Annotated in this window: 18 protein-coding genes and 1 other RNA gene; 15 read left to right on the top strand and 4 right to left on the bottom strand. The window is 56.1% G+C overall.

All coding sequences use genetic code 11. The features are described from left to right. Positions 1–59: 59 nt before the first annotated feature. The 13 genes from DCS96_RS15165 (at position 60) to tuf (ending at position 10827) form a co-directional block, all read left to right on the top strand. Positions 60–1007, top strand: coding sequence for a hypothetical protein (locus tag DCS96_RS15165; protein WP_116475241.1), 948 nt, complete (start codon positions 60–62; stop codon positions 1005–1007). 377 nt (positions 1008–1384) lie between these two features. After that, positions 1385–3103, top strand: coding sequence for an acetolactate synthase 3 large subunit (locus tag DCS96_RS15160; protein WP_116475240.1), 1719 nt, complete (start codon positions 1385–1387; stop codon positions 3101–3103). Beyond that, entirely contained in the window at positions 3103–3597 is a 495-nt protein-coding gene (ilvN, locus tag DCS96_RS15155; RefSeq protein WP_116475239.1) for an acetolactate synthase small subunit, read from the top strand. The genes DCS96_RS15160 and ilvN overlap by 1 nt, the downstream gene beginning before the upstream one ends. Before the next feature lie 102 nt (positions 3598–3699). Next, entirely contained in the window at positions 3700–4002 is a 303-nt protein-coding gene (locus tag DCS96_RS15150; protein WP_116475238.1) for a DUF2845 domain-containing protein, read from the top strand. Between the two features lie 125 nt (positions 4003–4127). Further along, the gene (locus tag DCS96_RS15145; RefSeq protein ID WP_116475237.1) at positions 4128–4844 is read left to right on the top strand and encodes a helix-turn-helix transcriptional regulator; all 717 of its coding nucleotides are present in this window, start codon (positions 4128–4130) and stop codon (positions 4842–4844) included. 12 nt (positions 4845–4856) lie between these two features. Further along, positions 4857–5240 (top strand): RidA family protein, encoded by a 384-nt coding sequence (locus tag DCS96_RS15140; protein WP_116475236.1) that lies wholly within the window; start codon positions 4857–4859, stop codon positions 5238–5240. Positions 5241–5289: 49 nt separating this feature from the next. Further along, entirely contained in the window at positions 5290–5691 is a 402-nt protein-coding gene (gene tusD, locus DCS96_RS15135) for a sulfurtransferase complex subunit TusD (protein WP_116475235.1), read from the top strand. After that, positions 5691–6047, top strand: coding sequence for a sulfurtransferase complex subunit TusC (gene tusC / locus DCS96_RS15130; RefSeq protein ID WP_116475234.1), 357 nt, complete (start codon positions 5691–5693; stop codon positions 6045–6047). The genes tusD and tusC overlap by 1 nt, the downstream gene beginning before the upstream one ends. Positions 6048–6054: 7 nt before the next feature. After that, positions 6055–6339 (top strand): sulfurtransferase complex subunit TusB, encoded by a 285-nt coding sequence (tusB, locus tag DCS96_RS15125; protein WP_116475233.1) that lies wholly within the window; start codon positions 6055–6057, stop codon positions 6337–6339. A 135-nt stretch (positions 6340–6474) separates the two neighbouring features. After that, on the top strand, positions 6475–6849 hold the full coding sequence (gene rpsL / locus DCS96_RS15120) for a 30S ribosomal protein S12 (protein WP_116475232.1): 375 nt from the start codon (positions 6475–6477) through the stop codon (positions 6847–6849). Between the two features lie 83 nt (positions 6850–6932). After that, positions 6933–7403: a 30S ribosomal protein S7 gene (rpsG, locus tag DCS96_RS15115; protein ID WP_116475231.1), complete on the top strand. Its 471-nt coding sequence runs from the start codon at positions 6933–6935 to the stop codon at positions 7401–7403. A gap of 76 nt (positions 7404–7479) precedes the next feature. Then, complete coding sequence (gene fusA / locus DCS96_RS15110; RefSeq protein ID WP_116475230.1) at positions 7480–9579, top strand: elongation factor G; 2100 nt, start codon at positions 7480–7482, stop codon at positions 9577–9579. Positions 9580–9642: 63 nt separating this feature from the next. Beyond that, entirely contained in the window at positions 9643–10827 is a 1185-nt protein-coding gene (gene tuf / locus DCS96_RS15105) for an elongation factor Tu (protein ID WP_116475229.1), read from the top strand. Positions 10828–10932: 105 nt separating this feature from the next. On the opposite strand, the gene dolP is transcribed toward tuf, so the two are convergent. Genes dolP through DCS96_RS15085 form a run of 4 tightly spaced genes read right to left on the bottom strand, consistent with a single transcriptional unit; the run spans position 10933 to position 14268 of the window. Beyond that, the gene (gene dolP / locus DCS96_RS15100; protein WP_116475228.1) at positions 10933–11514 is read right to left on the bottom strand and encodes a division/outer membrane stress-associated lipid-binding lipoprotein; all 582 of its coding nucleotides are present in this window, start codon (positions 11512–11514) and stop codon (positions 10933–10935) included. Next, on the bottom strand, positions 11515–12105 hold the full coding sequence (locus tag DCS96_RS15095; RefSeq protein WP_116475227.1) for a D-sedoheptulose-7-phosphate isomerase: 591 nt from the start codon (positions 12103–12105) through the stop codon (positions 11515–11517). Between the two features lie 8 nt (positions 12106–12113). After that, positions 12114–12479 carry a YraN family protein gene (locus DCS96_RS15090; protein ID WP_116475226.1) on the bottom strand — a complete coding sequence of 122 codons (366 nt, stop codon included), beginning with the start codon at positions 12477–12479 and terminating at the stop codon, positions 12114–12116. Further along, positions 12454–14268 (bottom strand): penicillin-binding protein activator, encoded by a 1815-nt coding sequence (locus DCS96_RS15085; protein ID WP_157953643.1) that lies wholly within the window; start codon positions 14266–14268, stop codon positions 12454–12456. The genes DCS96_RS15090 and DCS96_RS15085 overlap by 26 nt, the downstream gene beginning before the upstream one ends. An 83-nt stretch (positions 14269–14351) precedes the next feature. Here DCS96_RS15085 and rsmI point away from each other — a divergent pair, with 83 nt between their 5' ends. Both rsmI and rnpB read left to right on the top strand, forming a co-directional pair. Next, the gene (gene rsmI / locus DCS96_RS15080) at positions 14352–15188 is read left to right on the top strand and encodes a 16S rRNA (cytidine(1402)-2'-O)-methyltransferase (RefSeq protein WP_116475224.1); all 837 of its coding nucleotides are present in this window, start codon (positions 14352–14354) and stop codon (positions 15186–15188) included. Between the two features lie 102 nt (positions 15189–15290). Continuing rightward, positions 15291–15675, top strand: an RNA gene (rnpB, locus tag DCS96_RS15075) — RNase P RNA component class A. Positions 15676–15742: the final 67 nt, after the last annotated feature.

Below are 15742 nucleotides of genomic sequence, written 5' to 3'. Positions count from 1 at the left end.
CTTGTCATTGGCCGGGTGCAGACTGATCCAATGGTCTGATATGACAGGGATAGCAACCCATGAGAATTTTGTATTTTATTGCCGATGGTGATTATGTATCCCACTACTATGCAAGGATGCTGGCTGGGGCGTTACATTCACTGGGTGGTGAACTGGAAGTGGTGTGCCCTGCGGGAGCTGGCGTGGCAGCGTTGGGCGGGCTGACGTTTTCCTCCCAGGCCATGCATGCACGCCTGCGTCAGCAGGATTATCAGCTGGTGTTCGCAGGTAACAGTGGTCTGGCTCTCTGGCTAAAACTGTTTGCCTCAAGCCCGGTTTTTATGCTTGCCCAGGGTCATACCGGCGGCCTGATTCGTCGGGCCGGCATCGAGGTTATCGGCCTGGACTGGTTTCATTTTGGTCGCTCTGTGTTGCCACCCTTGCTGGATACGCTGAGTGAGGCACGGTCGAGTGATTATGATGTTTGCCTGGCATTACCCCACCAGCCTCTGGAAAAGATTATTCGTTACCAGGCTGGCGGCGCTCCCAAGGTTTGTTGCCACCCTGAGGTAACCGGTATGCACAGGATCGGTGCCTTGACCCTGCTGCCCTGGCAGCACTGGCCCGCGGCTCTCCGCCAGAGTCGCACCGTACTCAGCGAGGGCCAGCTGAGTGTGGTGGCCGAGGCGCTTCATTGCGGCATCGGCTTAACCCTGTTAAACCAGGGGCAAGGTCGGGTTTCCTGCCATTCCCGGTTGCTGGTGGAGCTTGAGCTGGCGAGTAGGCTGGCACGTTTAAGTGAGCCCTTTGTCCCCCCGGCGATTAAACCCGGAGCTCAGCTGCCCCGGGTACACTATCCCCGGGTAGCCAATGCGCTGATGCACTGGCTGCTCGCCGGGCAGCCGGTATCGCTGGCGACCCTGGCCCGCCAGCTATGGCGGCAGGTCTTGTTCGCCGAATGGGCGGATGAACATTTGCACGAATTGGTCGCCGATGATGATATGCAGTGTGGTGGCCTATTGAGATAAGCCCGATTGGCCCGCTGGTTTACCAAGGATCTGTGCTATAAACCCTCCAGAGTTTAGATAAAAATAAGAGCCCAAAACTGTTTTATAGTGATTGTTTCTGCTTTGTGCCTGTTGCTGCGGGGGTGAAACAGTTGAATCAGCTGTCTTTGGCGTCATTAGCAGTAAATAAAGCCGTAGACAACCGGTATAAAGCAGGTTAAGGTGCTTTTTAATGCTTTTTCTACTTGTTAGTTACGAAAGTAGAAGTGATTGTTTAATAAAGATAAAAATTGGCTATTTTGGTGTTATTGCACAGTTTTGACTCTGGTTGAGTTAAAGCCGTTTAAATAAGACCGACAGTAGCGGAACATGAGTGGACAGAGCCTGGAGGGCTTATCATGGAGATGTTGTCGGGCGCAGAAATGGTAGTACGCGCGCTGGAAGATCAGGGGATAGAACATATTTTCGGCTATCCCGGTGGCTCAGTGCTTGATATCTATGACGCCTTATTTGAAAACAGCAAGATTGAACATGTACTGGTGCGTCATGAGCAGGCCGCCGTACATATGGCCGATGGTTATACCCGTTCTACCGGCAAGGTCGGTACCGTGCTGGTGACTTCGGGTCCCGGAGCCACCAACTGCATTACGGGAATCGCCACCGCCTATATGGATTCCATTCCGATGGTGGTGCTTTCCGGCCAGGTGCCGACCGACTACATCGGTGATGATGCCTTCCAGGAAACCGATATGATAGGTATCTCCAGGCCTATCGTGAAGCACAGCTTCCTATGCAAAAAAGCCACGGATATCCCGCTGGCCATAAAAAAAGCCTACTACATTGCCGCGACCGGTCGGCCGGGCCCTGTGGTGGTGGATCTGCCCAAAGACATACAGAACCCGAAAGAAAAGCATCCTTATGTTTACCCCAGCTCGGTGGAAATGCGCTCCTATAATCCGACCGGCGTGGGCCACAAGGGACAGATCAAGAAAGCGATGAAGGCCCTGGCTGAGGCCAAGCGTCCGGTGATGTATGTGGGCGGCGGTGCGGTCACTGCCGAAGCCAGCGCCCTGGTGGTGCAATTGGCCGAAGCCTTCAATCTGCCGGTAACCAATACCTTGATGGGCCTGGGCGCCATGCCCGGCACCCACAAGCAGTTTATCGGTATGCTGGGTATGCATGGTACCTACGAAGCCAACAAGACCATGCACAACTCCGACCTGATCCTGGCTGTCGGTGCCCGTTTTGACGATCGGGTGACCAACAATGTGGCCAAGTTCTGTCCTCATGCGACTGTAGTGCATGTGGATGTGGACCCAACCTCCATTTCCAAGACCATCAAGGCCCATATTCCGATCGTCGGCTCGGCCGATACGGTTCTGGCACAGATGCTGGAAACCATTCGCGAGCTGGGACTCAAGCCCGATGTGCAGTCCCTGGATGACTGGTGGGCGCAAATAGAACAATGGCGTGCACGTCAGTGCTTGCGCTACGAAAAAAGCGATAAGTACATCAAGCCTCAGCAGGTCATCGAAAGTATATACAGGATCACCAAGGGGGAGGCTATCGTCAGCTCCGATGTGGGCCAGCACCAGATGTTTGCGGCGCTCTACTACCCCTTCGACAAGCCGCGCCAGTGGATCAACTCCGGCGGCCTCGGCACTATGGGCTTTGGCCTTCCTGCGGCCATGGGAGCCCAGCTGGCGCGTCCGGATGCGGTATCCATTTGTGTAACCGGTGACGGCTCTATCCAGATGAACATTCAGGAACTGTCCACCTGCATGCAATACAACATACCGGTGAAGATCATTTCCTTGAACAACAATGCCCTGGGCATGGTGAAGCAGTGGCAGAAGATGTTCTATGAAGGGCGTCAGAGCCACTCTTACATGGAGTCGCTGCCTGATTTTGTCAAGCTGGCGGAAGCCTATGGCCATGTCGGAATCCGGGTATCGGAGCCGACAGAACTGGAGGCGGCCCTGGAGAAGTGTTTCTCCCTGACCGACAAACTGGTGTTTATGGATATCATGATCGATCCGGAAGAGCATGTTTATCCCATGCAGATTAAAACCGGCGCCATGGATGAAATGTGGTTAAGCAAAACGGAGAGAACCTGATGCGGCGTATTATATCCCTGTTATTGGAAAACGAGTCCGGTGCGTTGAGCCGTGTGGTCGGGTTGTTCTCCCAGCGGGCCTATAACATAGAAACCCTGACGGTGGCGCCGACCGAAGATCCGACCCTGTCCCGTATGACCATAGTCACCATGGGTAATGATCGGGTGATAGAACAGATCACCAAGCAGCTAAACAAGCTGGTGGATGTGCTCAAGGTCAGCGATCTGACCGACGGTGAGCATATCGAGCGGGAAATCGTGCTGGTCAAGGTGCGCGCCGATGGCGCGAACCGGGATGAAGTCAAGCGCACCGCCGATATCTTCCGGGGCCAGATCGTGGATGTGACCCCCCAGTTGTATACGGTTCAGCTGGTAGGTACCAGCGAAAAGCTGGATGCCTTCATCCGTAATATGGCTGACACCACGGAAGTGGTAGAAGTCGTCCGTAGTGGCGTTTGTGGTGTATCTCGCGGCGAGAAGTCCCTGCGCGCCTGATGATGGCTATGGTGTCCTAAACCGCCTGCGGGCGGTTTTTTATTGCATCGATGATCCAGACCCGACCCGGGGGCAAGCTATCTTTAGGTCAGGGAGGTGGTTATGCGGTATTGGTGGCTGGGATTGATGTTGTGTCTGTGGCTGGTTCCGACCCAGGCCGACAGCATGCGTTGCAATAATCGCCTGATCACCGATGGCGATCCCATCGCCCTGTTGCTCCTCTATTGCGGGGAGCCGCTGGTGCGGGAAGTGGCTTGGCGCCATTATCGCAACCATTATGGCCGTTGGTACCGGGAGCCGGATGGAGAGCGCTGGACCTACCATTTTGGCCGCTACCGGTTTATGCAGATAGTCACCATCAGGAATGGGATCATTGTCAGTATCGAAAATGGCCCCAGGGGATAATGTTATTGCCGGTCAGTCATTTTACCCAATCCTGCTTGTATGGGCTTCGGCCATCATCAAAAAAAGTTGACATCTGACATGATCAATTGAAAATCAGGGGGAAAGACAGGCATAGGGAGCCAGCAATGCCGGATGAGAGTGGGGCAGCCTTGTTAACCGAACAATTCAAACGCAAGAAGCAATTCAACCAGCAGGATCGTCAGCTGTTGGCGGCTTATGCCCATATGGTGGATGGCCTGGCCGATATGTTTGGCAGGCATTGTGAGATAGTGCTGCATACCCTGGAAGATCTGGATGATTCGGTGATCAAGGTTGCCAATGGCGCTGGTAATGGTCGTACCTCCGGCGCTCCGCTCACCGAGCAGGTATTAGCTATTTTGCCTCAACTGGAGCAGCAACAGCTGAGTCATAGTCCCGCTTACTTTACCCAGGGGCGTCTCGGAGGGCCGATGAAGTCGAGCACCCTGGCGGTGCGCAACCTGGAGGGCGAGGTTATCGGGTTGTTGTGTATCAACCTGGATCTGGCCGCCCCCTTTCATGAATTTATGGCTGACTTTTTACCCAAGCCGGTCGAGGCGCCCGACAATTCGCTGGACAACTTCAGCAATAATGTCGAAGAGCTGGTGACCTTGACGGTCGAACGCACCATCGACGAGATCAATGCCGATCCGGATGTGGCCAACAACGCCAAGAACAAGCAGATTGTCATCAGCCTCTTCGAGAAGGGCATCTTCGATATCAAGGACGCCATCGCCATGGTGTCGGACAAGCTTAATATATCCAAACACACCGTTTATCTTTATATTCGGCAAAAAAAACGCGATGAAGATGACATCGCCTAACCAGGAGTACCTATGACTAAAACTGTAATTGCGACCGACAAGGCACCGGCCGCCATCGGCCCTTATGTACAAGCCACCCGCCAGGGCAACATGGTCTTTACCTCGGGCCAGATCCCGCTGGATGCGGTATCCATGGAAGTGGTTGCCGGTGGTATCGAAGAGCAGACCCGGCAGGTAATGGACAACCTGATGGCGGTACTGGCCGAAGCCGGTGCCGATGCCAGCAAGGTGTTGAAGACCACTTGTTTCCTGTCTGACATGAACAACTTCGTTGCTTTCAACAATGTCTATGCCAGCTACTTCACCGAGGGTGCCCCGGCGCGTTCCTGTGTGGAAGTGGCCCGCCTGCCAAAAGATGTGCTGGTAGAAGTCGAAGCTGTCGCCTACGTCGAATAAGCCTTGTCCGGGGGGGCCAATGGCCGCCCCGCTTGATCAGGATCCTGTCATGACCTCTCCGTCTCTCAACTTTGCACTCCTGGTCACCGGTCCCTGCTATGGCACCCAGTCGGCCTCGGATGCCTATCGCTTTGCCCGGGCCCTGCTGGCTCAGGGGCATAGCATCATCAGCATCTTCTTCTATCAGGAAGGAGTACACAACGGCAACAGTTTCTCTCTTCCCGCCAGCGATGAAACCGATTTGCATCGGGCCTGGATTGCGTTGGCCAATGAGCAGCAACTCAGCCTGGAGCTGTGTGTCGCTGCGGCGCTCAGGCGGGGTCAGGTTGATGAGGAGTCGGCCCGGCAGGCGAACCTGAGCGGCGCCAATGTCAAGGCGCCTTTCCGGCTCGGTGGCCTGGGTTCTATGGCTCAGGCGGTGCTGACCGCAGACCGGGTGGTACAGTTCTGATGAATAAACCTGCTTTTGTGTTCCGCACCCCTCCTCATGGCACGGCCAGCGGACGGGAAGGTCTGGATGCGGTGCTGGCCGCCTCGGCTCTGACCGATGAGCTGGCGGTATTTTTTATCGGCGATGGGGTATACCAGATACTCGAAGGTCAGGATCCGGGCGCCGTGCTGACACGTAATTACACTCCCACCTTTGGTTTGTTTGAGCTGTACGATATCGAGTCCATCTATGTGTGTGCCGAGTCGCTGGTCGAGAGAGGGCTGAGCGTCACCCGGCTGAGTATTGCCGTGCAGGCCCTGTCTCGAGACAAGCTGGTGGCCCGTCTGGCCGACTTTAATGTACGACTGAGCTTTTGAGATCCGTATGTTGCACACCGTTAAACACTCTCCCCTGAGCCATTTCCATCTGGCGCAATGCCTGCGTTATATGGACGCGGGAGATCAGCTACTATTATGGCAGGATGCGGTGATCGCCGTCACCTTGCCTGACTGGCAACAGCAGCTTGCTTCCCTGGCCGAGAGGGGAGACCTGTATGTCATGCGCGATGATCTGGTGGCGCGAGGCCTGGAGGGGCAACTAGGAACCCCCGTGTCTATGGAGGATCTGGTGTCCCTGATCGTGGAAAAAGGCAGCCCACAGGCATGGTAGTCTTCCTTTTGCCAAAATAAGGCCAGGAAACTGTATAATTCTTGACTCATAAACGGGCTGGGAATAGAATTTTGCGTCCCTGTTTTGGGGATAGATTTTTCACAACTGTAGAACGACATTTTTCAGGAGCTGTTAATGGCAACAATTAACCAGCTGGTACGCAAGCCGCGCGAAAAGAACGTTGCAAAAAGCAATGTTCCCGCGCTGGACGCTTGCCCGCAAAAACGCGGTGTATGTACTCGCGTTTACACCACCACCCCCAAGAAGCCGAACTCTGCTATGCGTAAAGTGTGCCGTGTTCGTCTGACCAATGGTTTCGAGGTTAACTCCTACATTGGTGGTGAAGGCCACAACCTGCAGGAGCACTCTGTTGTGCTGATCCGCGGTGGTCGTGTTAAAGATTTGCCCGGTGTGCGTTATCACACCGTACGTGGCGCGCTGGACACCTCTGGTGTATCCGCCCGTCGCCAGGCCCGTTCCAAGTACGGCGCCAAGAAGCCCAAGGCTTAATGGTTCTCCGTTAAGTAAGGCCAAACATATTTAATTTTTAACCTTTTGTTTTGGGTTATTCCTGAAGTTACGGAGAGTTTGCAATGCCAAGACGTCGCGTAATCGGCCAGCGTAAAATCCTGCCGGATCCCAAGTTCGGATCCGAGCTGCTGGCAAAGTTCGTAAACGTAGTAATGGTAGACGGTAAGAAGTCTACTTCTGAACATATCGTATACGGTGCCCTGGATATCGTTGCTGAAAAAACCAGCAAAGAGCATCTTGCCCTGTTCGAAGCGGCACTGGACAATGTTCGTCCTACTGTTGAAGTTAAATCCCGCCGGGTGGGTGGTTCTACCTACCAGGTGCCGGTTGAAGTACGCCCCGTGCGTCGTAATGCCCTGGCCATGCGCTGGTTGGTAGACGCCGCTCGTAAGCGTGGTGAAAAATCTATGGCTCAGCGTCTGGCCGGCGAGTTGCTGGATGCCGCCGAAAACAAAGGCTCTGCGGTCAAGAAGCGTGAAGACGTGCACCGCATGGCTGAAGCCAACAAAGCGTTCGCACACTATCGCTGGTAGTCGGATGGGCGCGGTTCAGGCCGCGCCCCTTTGGTTGCTGACTAAGGACATTAGACCTTAGCAAGAGGATTTTATTGTGGCTCGTACAACCCCCATTGAGCGCTACCGCAATATCGGTATCAGTGCTCACATCGACGCCGGTAAAACTACCACTACCGAGCGTGTGCTGTTTTACACCGGTGTAAGCCATAAGATCGGTGAAGTGCATGATGGCGCAGCCACCATGGACTGGATGGAGCAGGAACAGGAGCGTGGTATTACCATTACCTCCGCGGCGACCACCTGTTTTTGGGATGGTATGGCTCATCAATACCCCCAGCACCGCATCAACATCATCGACACCCCTGGCCACGTTGACTTCACCATTGAGGTCGAACGTTCCATGCGAGTGCTCGACGGTGCTGTCATGGTTTACTGTGCTGTGGGTGGCGTTCAGCCCCAGTCCGAGACCGTATGGCGTCAGGCGAACAAGTACCATGTACCGCGTATTGCCTTCGTCAACAAGATGGACCGTACTGGTGCCAACTTCCTGCGTGTGGTTGAGCAGATTAAGTCCCGCCTGAAAGGTGTGGCCGTTCCTGTTCAGCTGCCGATCGGTGCCGAAGAGCACTTCAAGGGTGTTATTGACCTCATCAAGATGAAGGCCATTAACTGGAATGACGAAGACAACGGTACCTCCTTTGTCTACGAAGACATTCCCGCCGAGATGCAGGATCTGGCCGATGAATGGCGCCAGAACCTGATTGAGTCCGCGGCTGAAGCCAATGAAGAGCTGATGGACAAGTATCTGGAAGGTGGTGAGCTATCCGAGGCAGAAATCAAGGCTGCCTTGCGAAGCCGCGTGCTGAACAACGAGGTGATCCTGGTTACCTGTGGTTCTGCGTTCAAGAACAAGGGTGTACAGGCCATGCTGGACGTGGTGGTTGACTATCTGCCGTCTCCGGTGGAAGTTCCTGCCATTGCCGGTGTAAAAGAAGACGGCGAAACGCCCGATACCCGTGCCGCCGATGATGCAGCCCCGTTTGCTTCTCTGGCGTTCAAGATTGCCACCGACCCCTTCGTGGGCAACCTGACCTTCTTCCGCGTCTATTCCGGTGTGATTCAATCCGGTGATACGGTGCTGAACTCGGTCAAAGGCAAGCGCGAGCGCTTTGGCCGTATCGTACAGATGCATGCCAACAAACGTGAAGAAATCAAGGAAGTCCGTGCCGGTGATATCGCTGCCGCTATCGGTCTGAAAGACGTGACCACCGGTGACACCCTGTGTGCCCAGGACGCGCCTATCATACTGGAGCGTATGGAGTTCCCCGAGCCGGTCATCTCCGTAGCCGTTGAGCCGAGGACCAAGGCTGACCAGGAAAAAATGGGTCTGGCCCTGGGGCGTCTGGCGCAGGAAGATCCGTCATTCCGTGTATGGACCGACGAGGAATCCGGGCAGACCATCATCGCCGGTATGGGCGAGCTGCACCTGGACATCATCGTCGACCGCATGAAGCGCGAGTTCAAGGTAGAAGCCAACGTGGGTAAACCCCAGGTGGCCTACCGCGAAAGCATTCGTGCTTCTGTGGAGCAGGAAGGCAAGTTCGTACGTCAGTCCGGTGGCCGTGGTCAGTTTGGTCACGTCTGGATCAAGATCGAACCGCAGGCCGCCGGCACTGGCTACACGTTCGAAAATGCCGTTGTTGGTGGTGTTATTCCCAAGGAATACATCCCTGCCGTCGACAAGGGCATCCAGGAACAGATGAAACAAGGTGTTCTGGCGGGCTATCCGATCGAAGACATCAAGATTACCCTGTACGATGGTTCTTACCACGATGTTGACTCTTCTGAAATGGCCTTTAAAATCGCCGGTTCCATGGCGTTCAAGGCGGGCTTCATGAAGTGTAACCCCGTGCTGCTTGAGCCGATGATGAAGGTTGAAGTAGAAACGCCGGAAGAGTACATGGGTGATGTGATCGGTGACGTTAACCGTCGCCGTGGTATCATCGAGGGCATGGAAGACGGTCCTACCGGCAAGGTTGTTAATGCCTTGGTACCGCTGTCCGAAATGTTCGGCTACGCCACCGACCTGCGTTCACAGACTCAGGGTCGTGCTTCTTACTCCATGGAGTTTGCCAAGTACGCCGAAGTGCCTGCGAACATGGCCGAAGCGGTTATTGCTGCTCGTAAAGGTTAACTAATCTTTGTTTAAACTCCCCACCCGCATGGCGGGTGGGTTCAAACTAGGAAGGACTAGTCCGTGTCTAAAGAAAAATTTGAACGTAACAAACCGCACGTAAACGTAGGTACTATCGGCCACGTTGACCACGGTAAAACCACCCTGACCGCCGCCATCACCAACGTGCTGGCCAAGCAGTGGGGCGGCGCCGCCCGCGCTTTCGACCAGATCGACAACGCCCCTGAAGAAAAGGCCCGTGGTATCACCATCGCCGCTTCTCACGTTGAGTACGACACCGAAAGCCGTCACTACGCTCACGTTGACTGCCCTGGCCACGCCGACTATGTGAAAAACATGATAACCGGTGCTGCCCAGATGGATGGTGCCATCCTGGTTGTTGCCGCTACCGACGGTCCTATGCCGCAAACTCGTGAGCACATCCTGCTGGCCCGCCAGGTAGGCGTACCTTACATCGTTGTGTTCATGAACAAGTGTGACATGGTTGACGATGAAGAGCTGCTCGAGCTGGTTGAGATGGAAGTGCGCGAACTGCTGTCCGAGTACGACTTCCCGGGCGACGACATCCCTGTTATCCAGGGCTCCGCGCTGAAAGGCCTGGAAGGCGATCCCGAGTGGGAGCCGAAGATCCTGGAACTGGCTGCTGCCCTGGATTCCTACATCCCTGAGCCTGAGCGTGCCGTTGACGGTGCCTTCCTGCTGCCGATCGAAGACGTGTTCTCCATCCAGGGCCGTGGTACCGTTGTTACCGGTCGTGTTGAGCGCGGTATCATCAAGGTAGGTGAAGAAGTTGCCATCGTGGGCATCAAGGACACCACCAAGACCACCTGTACCGGTGTTGAAATGTTCCGCAAGCTGCTGGACGAAGGCCGTGCCGGTGAGAACGTAGGTGTTCTGCTGCGTGGTACCAAGCGTGAAGACGTTGAGCGTGGTCAGGTTCTGGCCAAGCCGGGCTCCATCACTCCGCACACCGACTTCGAATCCGAAGTATACGTACTGTCCAAGGAAGAAGGCGGCCGTCATACTCCGTTCTTCAAAGGCTACCGTCCTCAGTTCTACTTCCGTACCACTGACGTGACCGGTACCATCGAACTGCCGGAAGGCGTTGAAATGGTTATGCCTGGCGACAACATCAAAATGGTTGTTAGCCTGATTGCTCCTATCGCGATGGAAGACGGTCTGCGTTTCGCTATCCGTGAAGGTGGCCGTACTGTAGGCGCCGGCGTTGTTGCTAAAATCATCAAGTAAGTGATTTTCTCACAACGTTAAAAAGGAGGCTTCGGCCTCCTTTTTTTATTTGTGCGTTAAAGCAAGGGGCAAAGGTCAGGGCCGCACCGGCTTGCCAACCCGCAGTCAGTTAACCGCCTGAATAAATTCAAACATGGTAACCACCCGTTTGACGCCACTGACATTGCGCGCTATGTGTACGGAAATATCGGCTTCGCGCTGGGTGACCAGCCCAATCAGAAACACTTCCCCATTTTCGGTCACTACCTTGATCTTGGTGCCGTCGATATTTTTTTCCGCAATCAGGCTGCTTTTTACCTTGGAAGTCAGCCAGGTATCCTGGGTGCTTACCGACAGGGAAACTGGCTTGCCCAGACGGATTTCATTGTAGACCTGCTCAATTCCGGGGACCCCCTTGACTATCTGTTCCGCCTGCAGGCGATAGTCTTCAGTGGGTGCCTGACCGACCAGCAGTACCCTGCCTTTGGTACTGATCACGCTTATCTTGCTTTGCTCCCAGAGGGGTTTGGTTTCACCCAGACGGTGCAGGGCCCTCATTTCTATGGCCTGATCTTCAAGCTGGGTACCTATGGTACGCCTGTCCGTAGCCATTCCCCCTCCGGTGGCCCCGCCCGCAACGAACATACCGGCACAGCCCTGGAGTAGGGTCAGGGAGAGTAGCGCAAGGGCTACGTTTTTTTTCATCAATCAGTCCTCCTGTTTTGGGAACAGTGTTCGGTCGATCAGGTCACACAGGCAGTGCAGAGTTAACAGGTTGACCTCGTGAATACGGGGAGCGCGCAGGGCGGGCACACGAATTTCCACATCATTGGGTCCGAGCAGGCCGGCCAACTCGCCGCCGTCGCCGCCGCTCAGGGCTACAATGGTCATATCCCGGCTCAGTGCTGCCTCTGCGGCCTTGATCAGATTGCGGCTGTGGCCGCTGGTCGAGATGACCACCAGCACGTCTCCGGCCTGGCCGAGTGCCCGGATTTGACGGGCATAGGCCTCGTCAAAGTGGTGATCCACGGCGATGGCGCTGATACTGCTGGTATCTAGGGTTAGGCAGATCGCCGGCAGGGCGGGGCGCTCGGTTTCATAGCGATTGAGTAATTCGCTGACAAACAGCTGTGCCAGCGCATTGGAGCCGCCATTGCCGCATACCAGTATCTTGTGGCCGTTAAGCAGACACATGACCATCATCTGTGCGGCAGCCAATATGGTGTCGGGCAAGGCCTCGGCGGCGGCAATCTTGGTTTGGATGCTTTCGGTAAAGCTGGCTTTGATTTCTTCCTGCATGGGATCCCTTAAAAGGCGTTTTGTATCCAGTGAATGTCTGAGCCTTCACAGGCGATCAGATCGAAGCGACAAGGCTGCCGTGCTTCGTTCAGTCCCCTGGATTGTAAATAAAAAGAGGCGGTGCGTCTTACTCTACCTTGCTTGGCGGCGGTCACCGAGGCGAGGGCACCACCAAAGTACCGGCTTTTACGGTAGCGTACCTCGATAAACACCAGGGTATCACCCTGGTGCATGATAAGATCAATTTCACCCAGTCGGCATTGGAAATTGCGGCACAGCAGCCTCAGCCCCTGCTGACGCAGGTATGCCTCGGCCCGCCGCTCATGGGCGTCACCCTGTGCCCGCTTGCTACCGGGCGGGTAGCCAGCGCCCATCTTGGTATATTGCCCACTGCAGGCTTCGCTGCAGGGTTCCGTCCGGAGAAATGTTCAACAGCCCGGTCAGCGCCGGCAGCTGCTCGGAGCTGGCTCGCAGCTGGCCCAGTTGCGGCAGGCTGGCCAGGGCGTCATGACCAAATGCAAACAGACGCAGCCAGCTGCTGCTTGCTTGGGGCCAGGATTCGGATATTTCTTCCTTCAGTTGGGGAGATGCCTCGAGCATCCAGGGCATGTCTGCCAGCTGTAGGCCATTGAATTCACGCACGGTCGCGCCCTCAGGGACATAGCTGCGGGAAATGACATAGGCCGGCAACCTGGCGGCCCCCTGACTGTCCTGCACCAGGTGAAAATAAGGCAAGGTGATCTGGGTTTCGGTGGCATTGGTGACCAGGAACAGGGCGTCGACCGGTGCATTGGTGGCGCTCACCCAGTCGGGGTCGTTACCAGGCTGGACTTGCCTGCCATTGCTGTCCGGGGGAGCCGATGTGGCCAGCGCCGCCCTGATATCCTGTTCGACCTTGTCCTTATCTCCAAAATAGGCCAGGGTCGCAGGTGTTCCGCTTAGCTGCTGCCAGAGCAGGTCAAACTGGTTGGCAATCCGCCGGCCCAGCTCGTGGTCGGGGGCAAACACCAGGGGATGTCGGTGGCCCTGCTCCCACATATGGTGGGCAACCTCGACGGTATCGGCCTCCGGCGACAGGGAAAAGTAATAGGTATGCGTCAGCTCAGGTTTGTGAGCAGGTTCATTAAGCGCCAGTACCGGCAAGGTCGGCTGGAGCGCCAAAAGCGCCTCTACATTCTCCTTTAACAGGGGCCCGACAATAAAGTCGGCGCCGAGCGCCTGTACCTGTTGGTATACGGTGTCGATGCTGCGGTCATTGGTGTCGATAAAGCTCAGCTGGGCGCCTTGTCCCCCATGGGCGTGCATCATACCCGTACGAATGGCTTCTGCCTGTTCGGCCAGGCGGCCGCTGAGGGGCAATAGAACGGCTATGTGATCGGGCTGGTAAAGCGCTTGCCGGGGCTGGTCCGGCATGGGGGGCAAAAATATCGCCCCTGGATGGGAAGGGTATAGCTGGGACCAGGATTCCAGTTGCCACTGCCTTGGGGCGGCCTGCAGAGCCTGATTGTTGACAATGGCCATCAATTCAAACCAGCCGCGGGTCGCCTCACCATCGTCTTTCTTTTGTGCCATTCGTAATGACGCAGGGCTTTGCTCAGCCAGCAGGCGGTAGATACGCTCCCGGATATGGTCGGCTTCGGTGCCGGACAGCCGTCTGTGCAAGGCGATATATTGCCGGACGGCGGCGAGGGGTTGTCCCTGTTTTTCGAGCAACAGGCCTTGGGTCGACAACAGCAGCGACAGGCCGGTTTCCGGCAGGGCCGCCGTATCCAGCTGGTTCAGGCTTTGTTCGGCCAGTTCAGGCCGGTTGCTGGACTCGGCCCAGTTTGCCTGCAGTAGCAGGGCGATTGCCTGCTGAGTCGGCGTATTGGCATTGAGCGGTAACTGCGCTAACAGGGCTTCGGCCTTGTCCGGTTCCCCTTGTTGCAGATAGGCTCGGATGGCCAATGCCTGCCAGGCAAACAGCGCTTGCTGTGGTGCCCTGTCCGACAGGCGATGATATTGTTGCGCCGGTCTGTCGATGGCGGAAAAAACCTCTGGTGCCGTTTGCTCCTGAACGCTGACTCGAGTCGGTTCAATGGCGCCGCATGCCAGCAGCGAGGAGGAAAGCACCATGGTGCAGAGCAGTCGTGATACACTCCCGCGTTGAATATGTTTAGCCAATCCATTAATTCCAAGCTGTGTCATTCTTGTCCCTAGTGTAATGGGGGCATGCTGGTGAGACAATTGCTTACGCAGGAGACCCTATGAGCCCAGCGTCTGTTCTTTATATAGTGCCGACCCCAATTGGTAACCTGAGTGATATCAGCCACCGCGCCCTGGAAGTATTGCAGCAGGTGGATGTGATTGCCTGCGAGGATACCCGACATACCGCCAGGCTGCTTTCCCATTACCAGATTAGCACTCCAACCTGGGCCCTGCATGACCACAACGAGCAGCACAAGGCGGAGCAGCTGGTTACCCGGCTGTTATCGGGTAAGAGTATCGCCCTGGTATCGGATGCCGGTACCCCCTTGATCAGCGATCCCGGCTATCACCTGGTCAACCGCTGTCGCGAAGCAGGGATCCGGGTGGTGCCCCTGCCCGGGGCCTGCGCCGCCATTACCGCACTTTCTGCAGCCGGTCTGGCCACCGACCGCTTCGCCTTCGAGGGCTTCCTGCCGGCTAAACAGAAAGCCCGTCATGACAAGCTGGAAAGCCTGAAAGAAGAAAGCCGCTCGTTGATCTTTTATGAGTCGCCCCGCCGCCTGCTGGATACGGTAGCCGAGCTGGTGGCGGTGATGGGAGCGGAACGTCAGTTAGTGGTCGCCCGGGAGCTGACCAAGACCTTTGAAGCCATTCATAGCCTGCCGGCCGGCGAGATGCTGGACTGGCTGAGCGAGGATGATAACCGCAGCCGGGGGGAAATAGTGCTGATGGTGGCGGGTCACAAGCCGGATAGCGAGGCGCTGCCCGCCGAGGCGCTGCGTACCCTGGCATTGTTACGGGCCGAATTGCCGCTGAAGAAGGCCGCTGCCATCACCGCCGAGATACATGGCGTGAAGAAAAACGCGCTTTATAAATACGGGCTGGAGCAGGAGTAATACTCCTGATGGGATTGGTGTGGTTTTGATCTTATCCAGGTCTCAAGTCCCAGGACCCATCAGTGTTTGTGCCGGGGGCCGGGCTGGTGTACACTCCGCCCCGGAGTCGGCCAGGCGATCGCTGCCTCGTCGTTATGCCTTCGGGCAAACGAGCGGGGGGGAGGAAAGTCCGGGCTCCATAGGGCAGGGTGCCAGGTAACGCCTGGGGGGCGTGAGCCCACGACCAGTGCAACAGAGAGCAGACCGCCGATGGTCCGCAAGGGATCAGGTAAGGGTGAAAGGGTGCGGTAAGAGCGCACCGCGCGACTGGCAACAGTTCGTGGCACGGTAAACTCCACCCGGAGCAAGACCAAATAGGCCCCCTACAGGTGCGGCCCGCGCTGGGGGCGGGTAGGTTGCTTGAGCCAGTGAGCGATTGCTGGCCTAGAGGAATGATCGTCACCGAGCTTGCTCGGGACAGAACCCGGCTTAAAGGCCGACTCCAACACTTTCAGAGGCGCAGCTCAGGCTGCGCCTCTTGCTTTTGGTTGAGCGTTCATTTTCCCCTCTTTGTC

The organism is Zobellella maritima (assembly GCF_003075035.1).
Taxonomy (GTDB): Bacteria; Pseudomonadota; Gammaproteobacteria; order Enterobacterales; family Aeromonadaceae; genus Oceanimonas; species Oceanimonas maritima.
This window is presented reverse-complemented; position numbering and strand designations above follow the sequence as displayed.

Excerpts from the sequence above, each read along its gene's own strand:
- DCS96_RS15165 (WP_116475241.1), top strand. The coding sequence starts at position 60 with ATGAGAATTTTGTATTTTATTGCCGATGGTGATTATGTATCCCACTAC.
- DCS96_RS15160 (WP_116475240.1), top strand. The coding sequence starts at position 1,385 with ATGGAGATGTTGTCGGGCGCAGAAATGGTAGTACGCGCGCTGGAAGAT.
- ilvN (WP_116475239.1), top strand. The coding sequence starts at position 3,103 with ATGCGGCGTATTATATCCCTGTTATTGGAAAACGAGTCCGGTGCGTTG.
- DCS96_RS15150 (WP_116475238.1), top strand. The coding sequence starts at position 3,700 with ATGCGGTATTGGTGGCTGGGATTGATGTTGTGTCTGTGGCTGGTTCCG.
- DCS96_RS15145 (WP_116475237.1), top strand. The coding sequence starts at position 4,128 with ATGCCGGATGAGAGTGGGGCAGCCTTGTTAACCGAACAATTCAAACGC.
- DCS96_RS15140 (WP_116475236.1), top strand. The coding sequence starts at position 4,857 with ATGACTAAAACTGTAATTGCGACCGACAAGGCACCGGCCGCCATCGGC.
- tusD (WP_116475235.1), top strand. The coding sequence starts at position 5,290 with ATGACCTCTCCGTCTCTCAACTTTGCACTCCTGGTCACCGGTCCCTGC.
- tusC (WP_116475234.1), top strand. The coding sequence starts at position 5,691 with ATGAATAAACCTGCTTTTGTGTTCCGCACCCCTCCTCATGGCACGGCC.
- tusB (WP_116475233.1), top strand. The coding sequence starts at position 6,055 with ATGTTGCACACCGTTAAACACTCTCCCCTGAGCCATTTCCATCTGGCG.
- rpsL (WP_116475232.1), top strand. The coding sequence starts at position 6,475 with ATGGCAACAATTAACCAGCTGGTACGCAAGCCGCGCGAAAAGAACGTT.
- rpsG (WP_116475231.1), top strand. The coding sequence starts at position 6,933 with ATGCCAAGACGTCGCGTAATCGGCCAGCGTAAAATCCTGCCGGATCCC.
- DCS96_RS15095 (WP_116475227.1), bottom strand. The coding sequence starts at position 12,105 with ATGCAGGAAGAAATCAAAGCCAGCTTTACCGAAAGCATCCAAACCAAG.
- DCS96_RS15090 (WP_116475226.1), bottom strand. The coding sequence starts at position 12,479 with ATGGGCGCTGGCTACCCGCCCGGTAGCAAGCGGGCACAGGGTGACGCC.
- rsmI (WP_116475224.1), top strand. The coding sequence starts at position 14,352 with ATGAGCCCAGCGTCTGTTCTTTATATAGTGCCGACCCCAATTGGTAAC.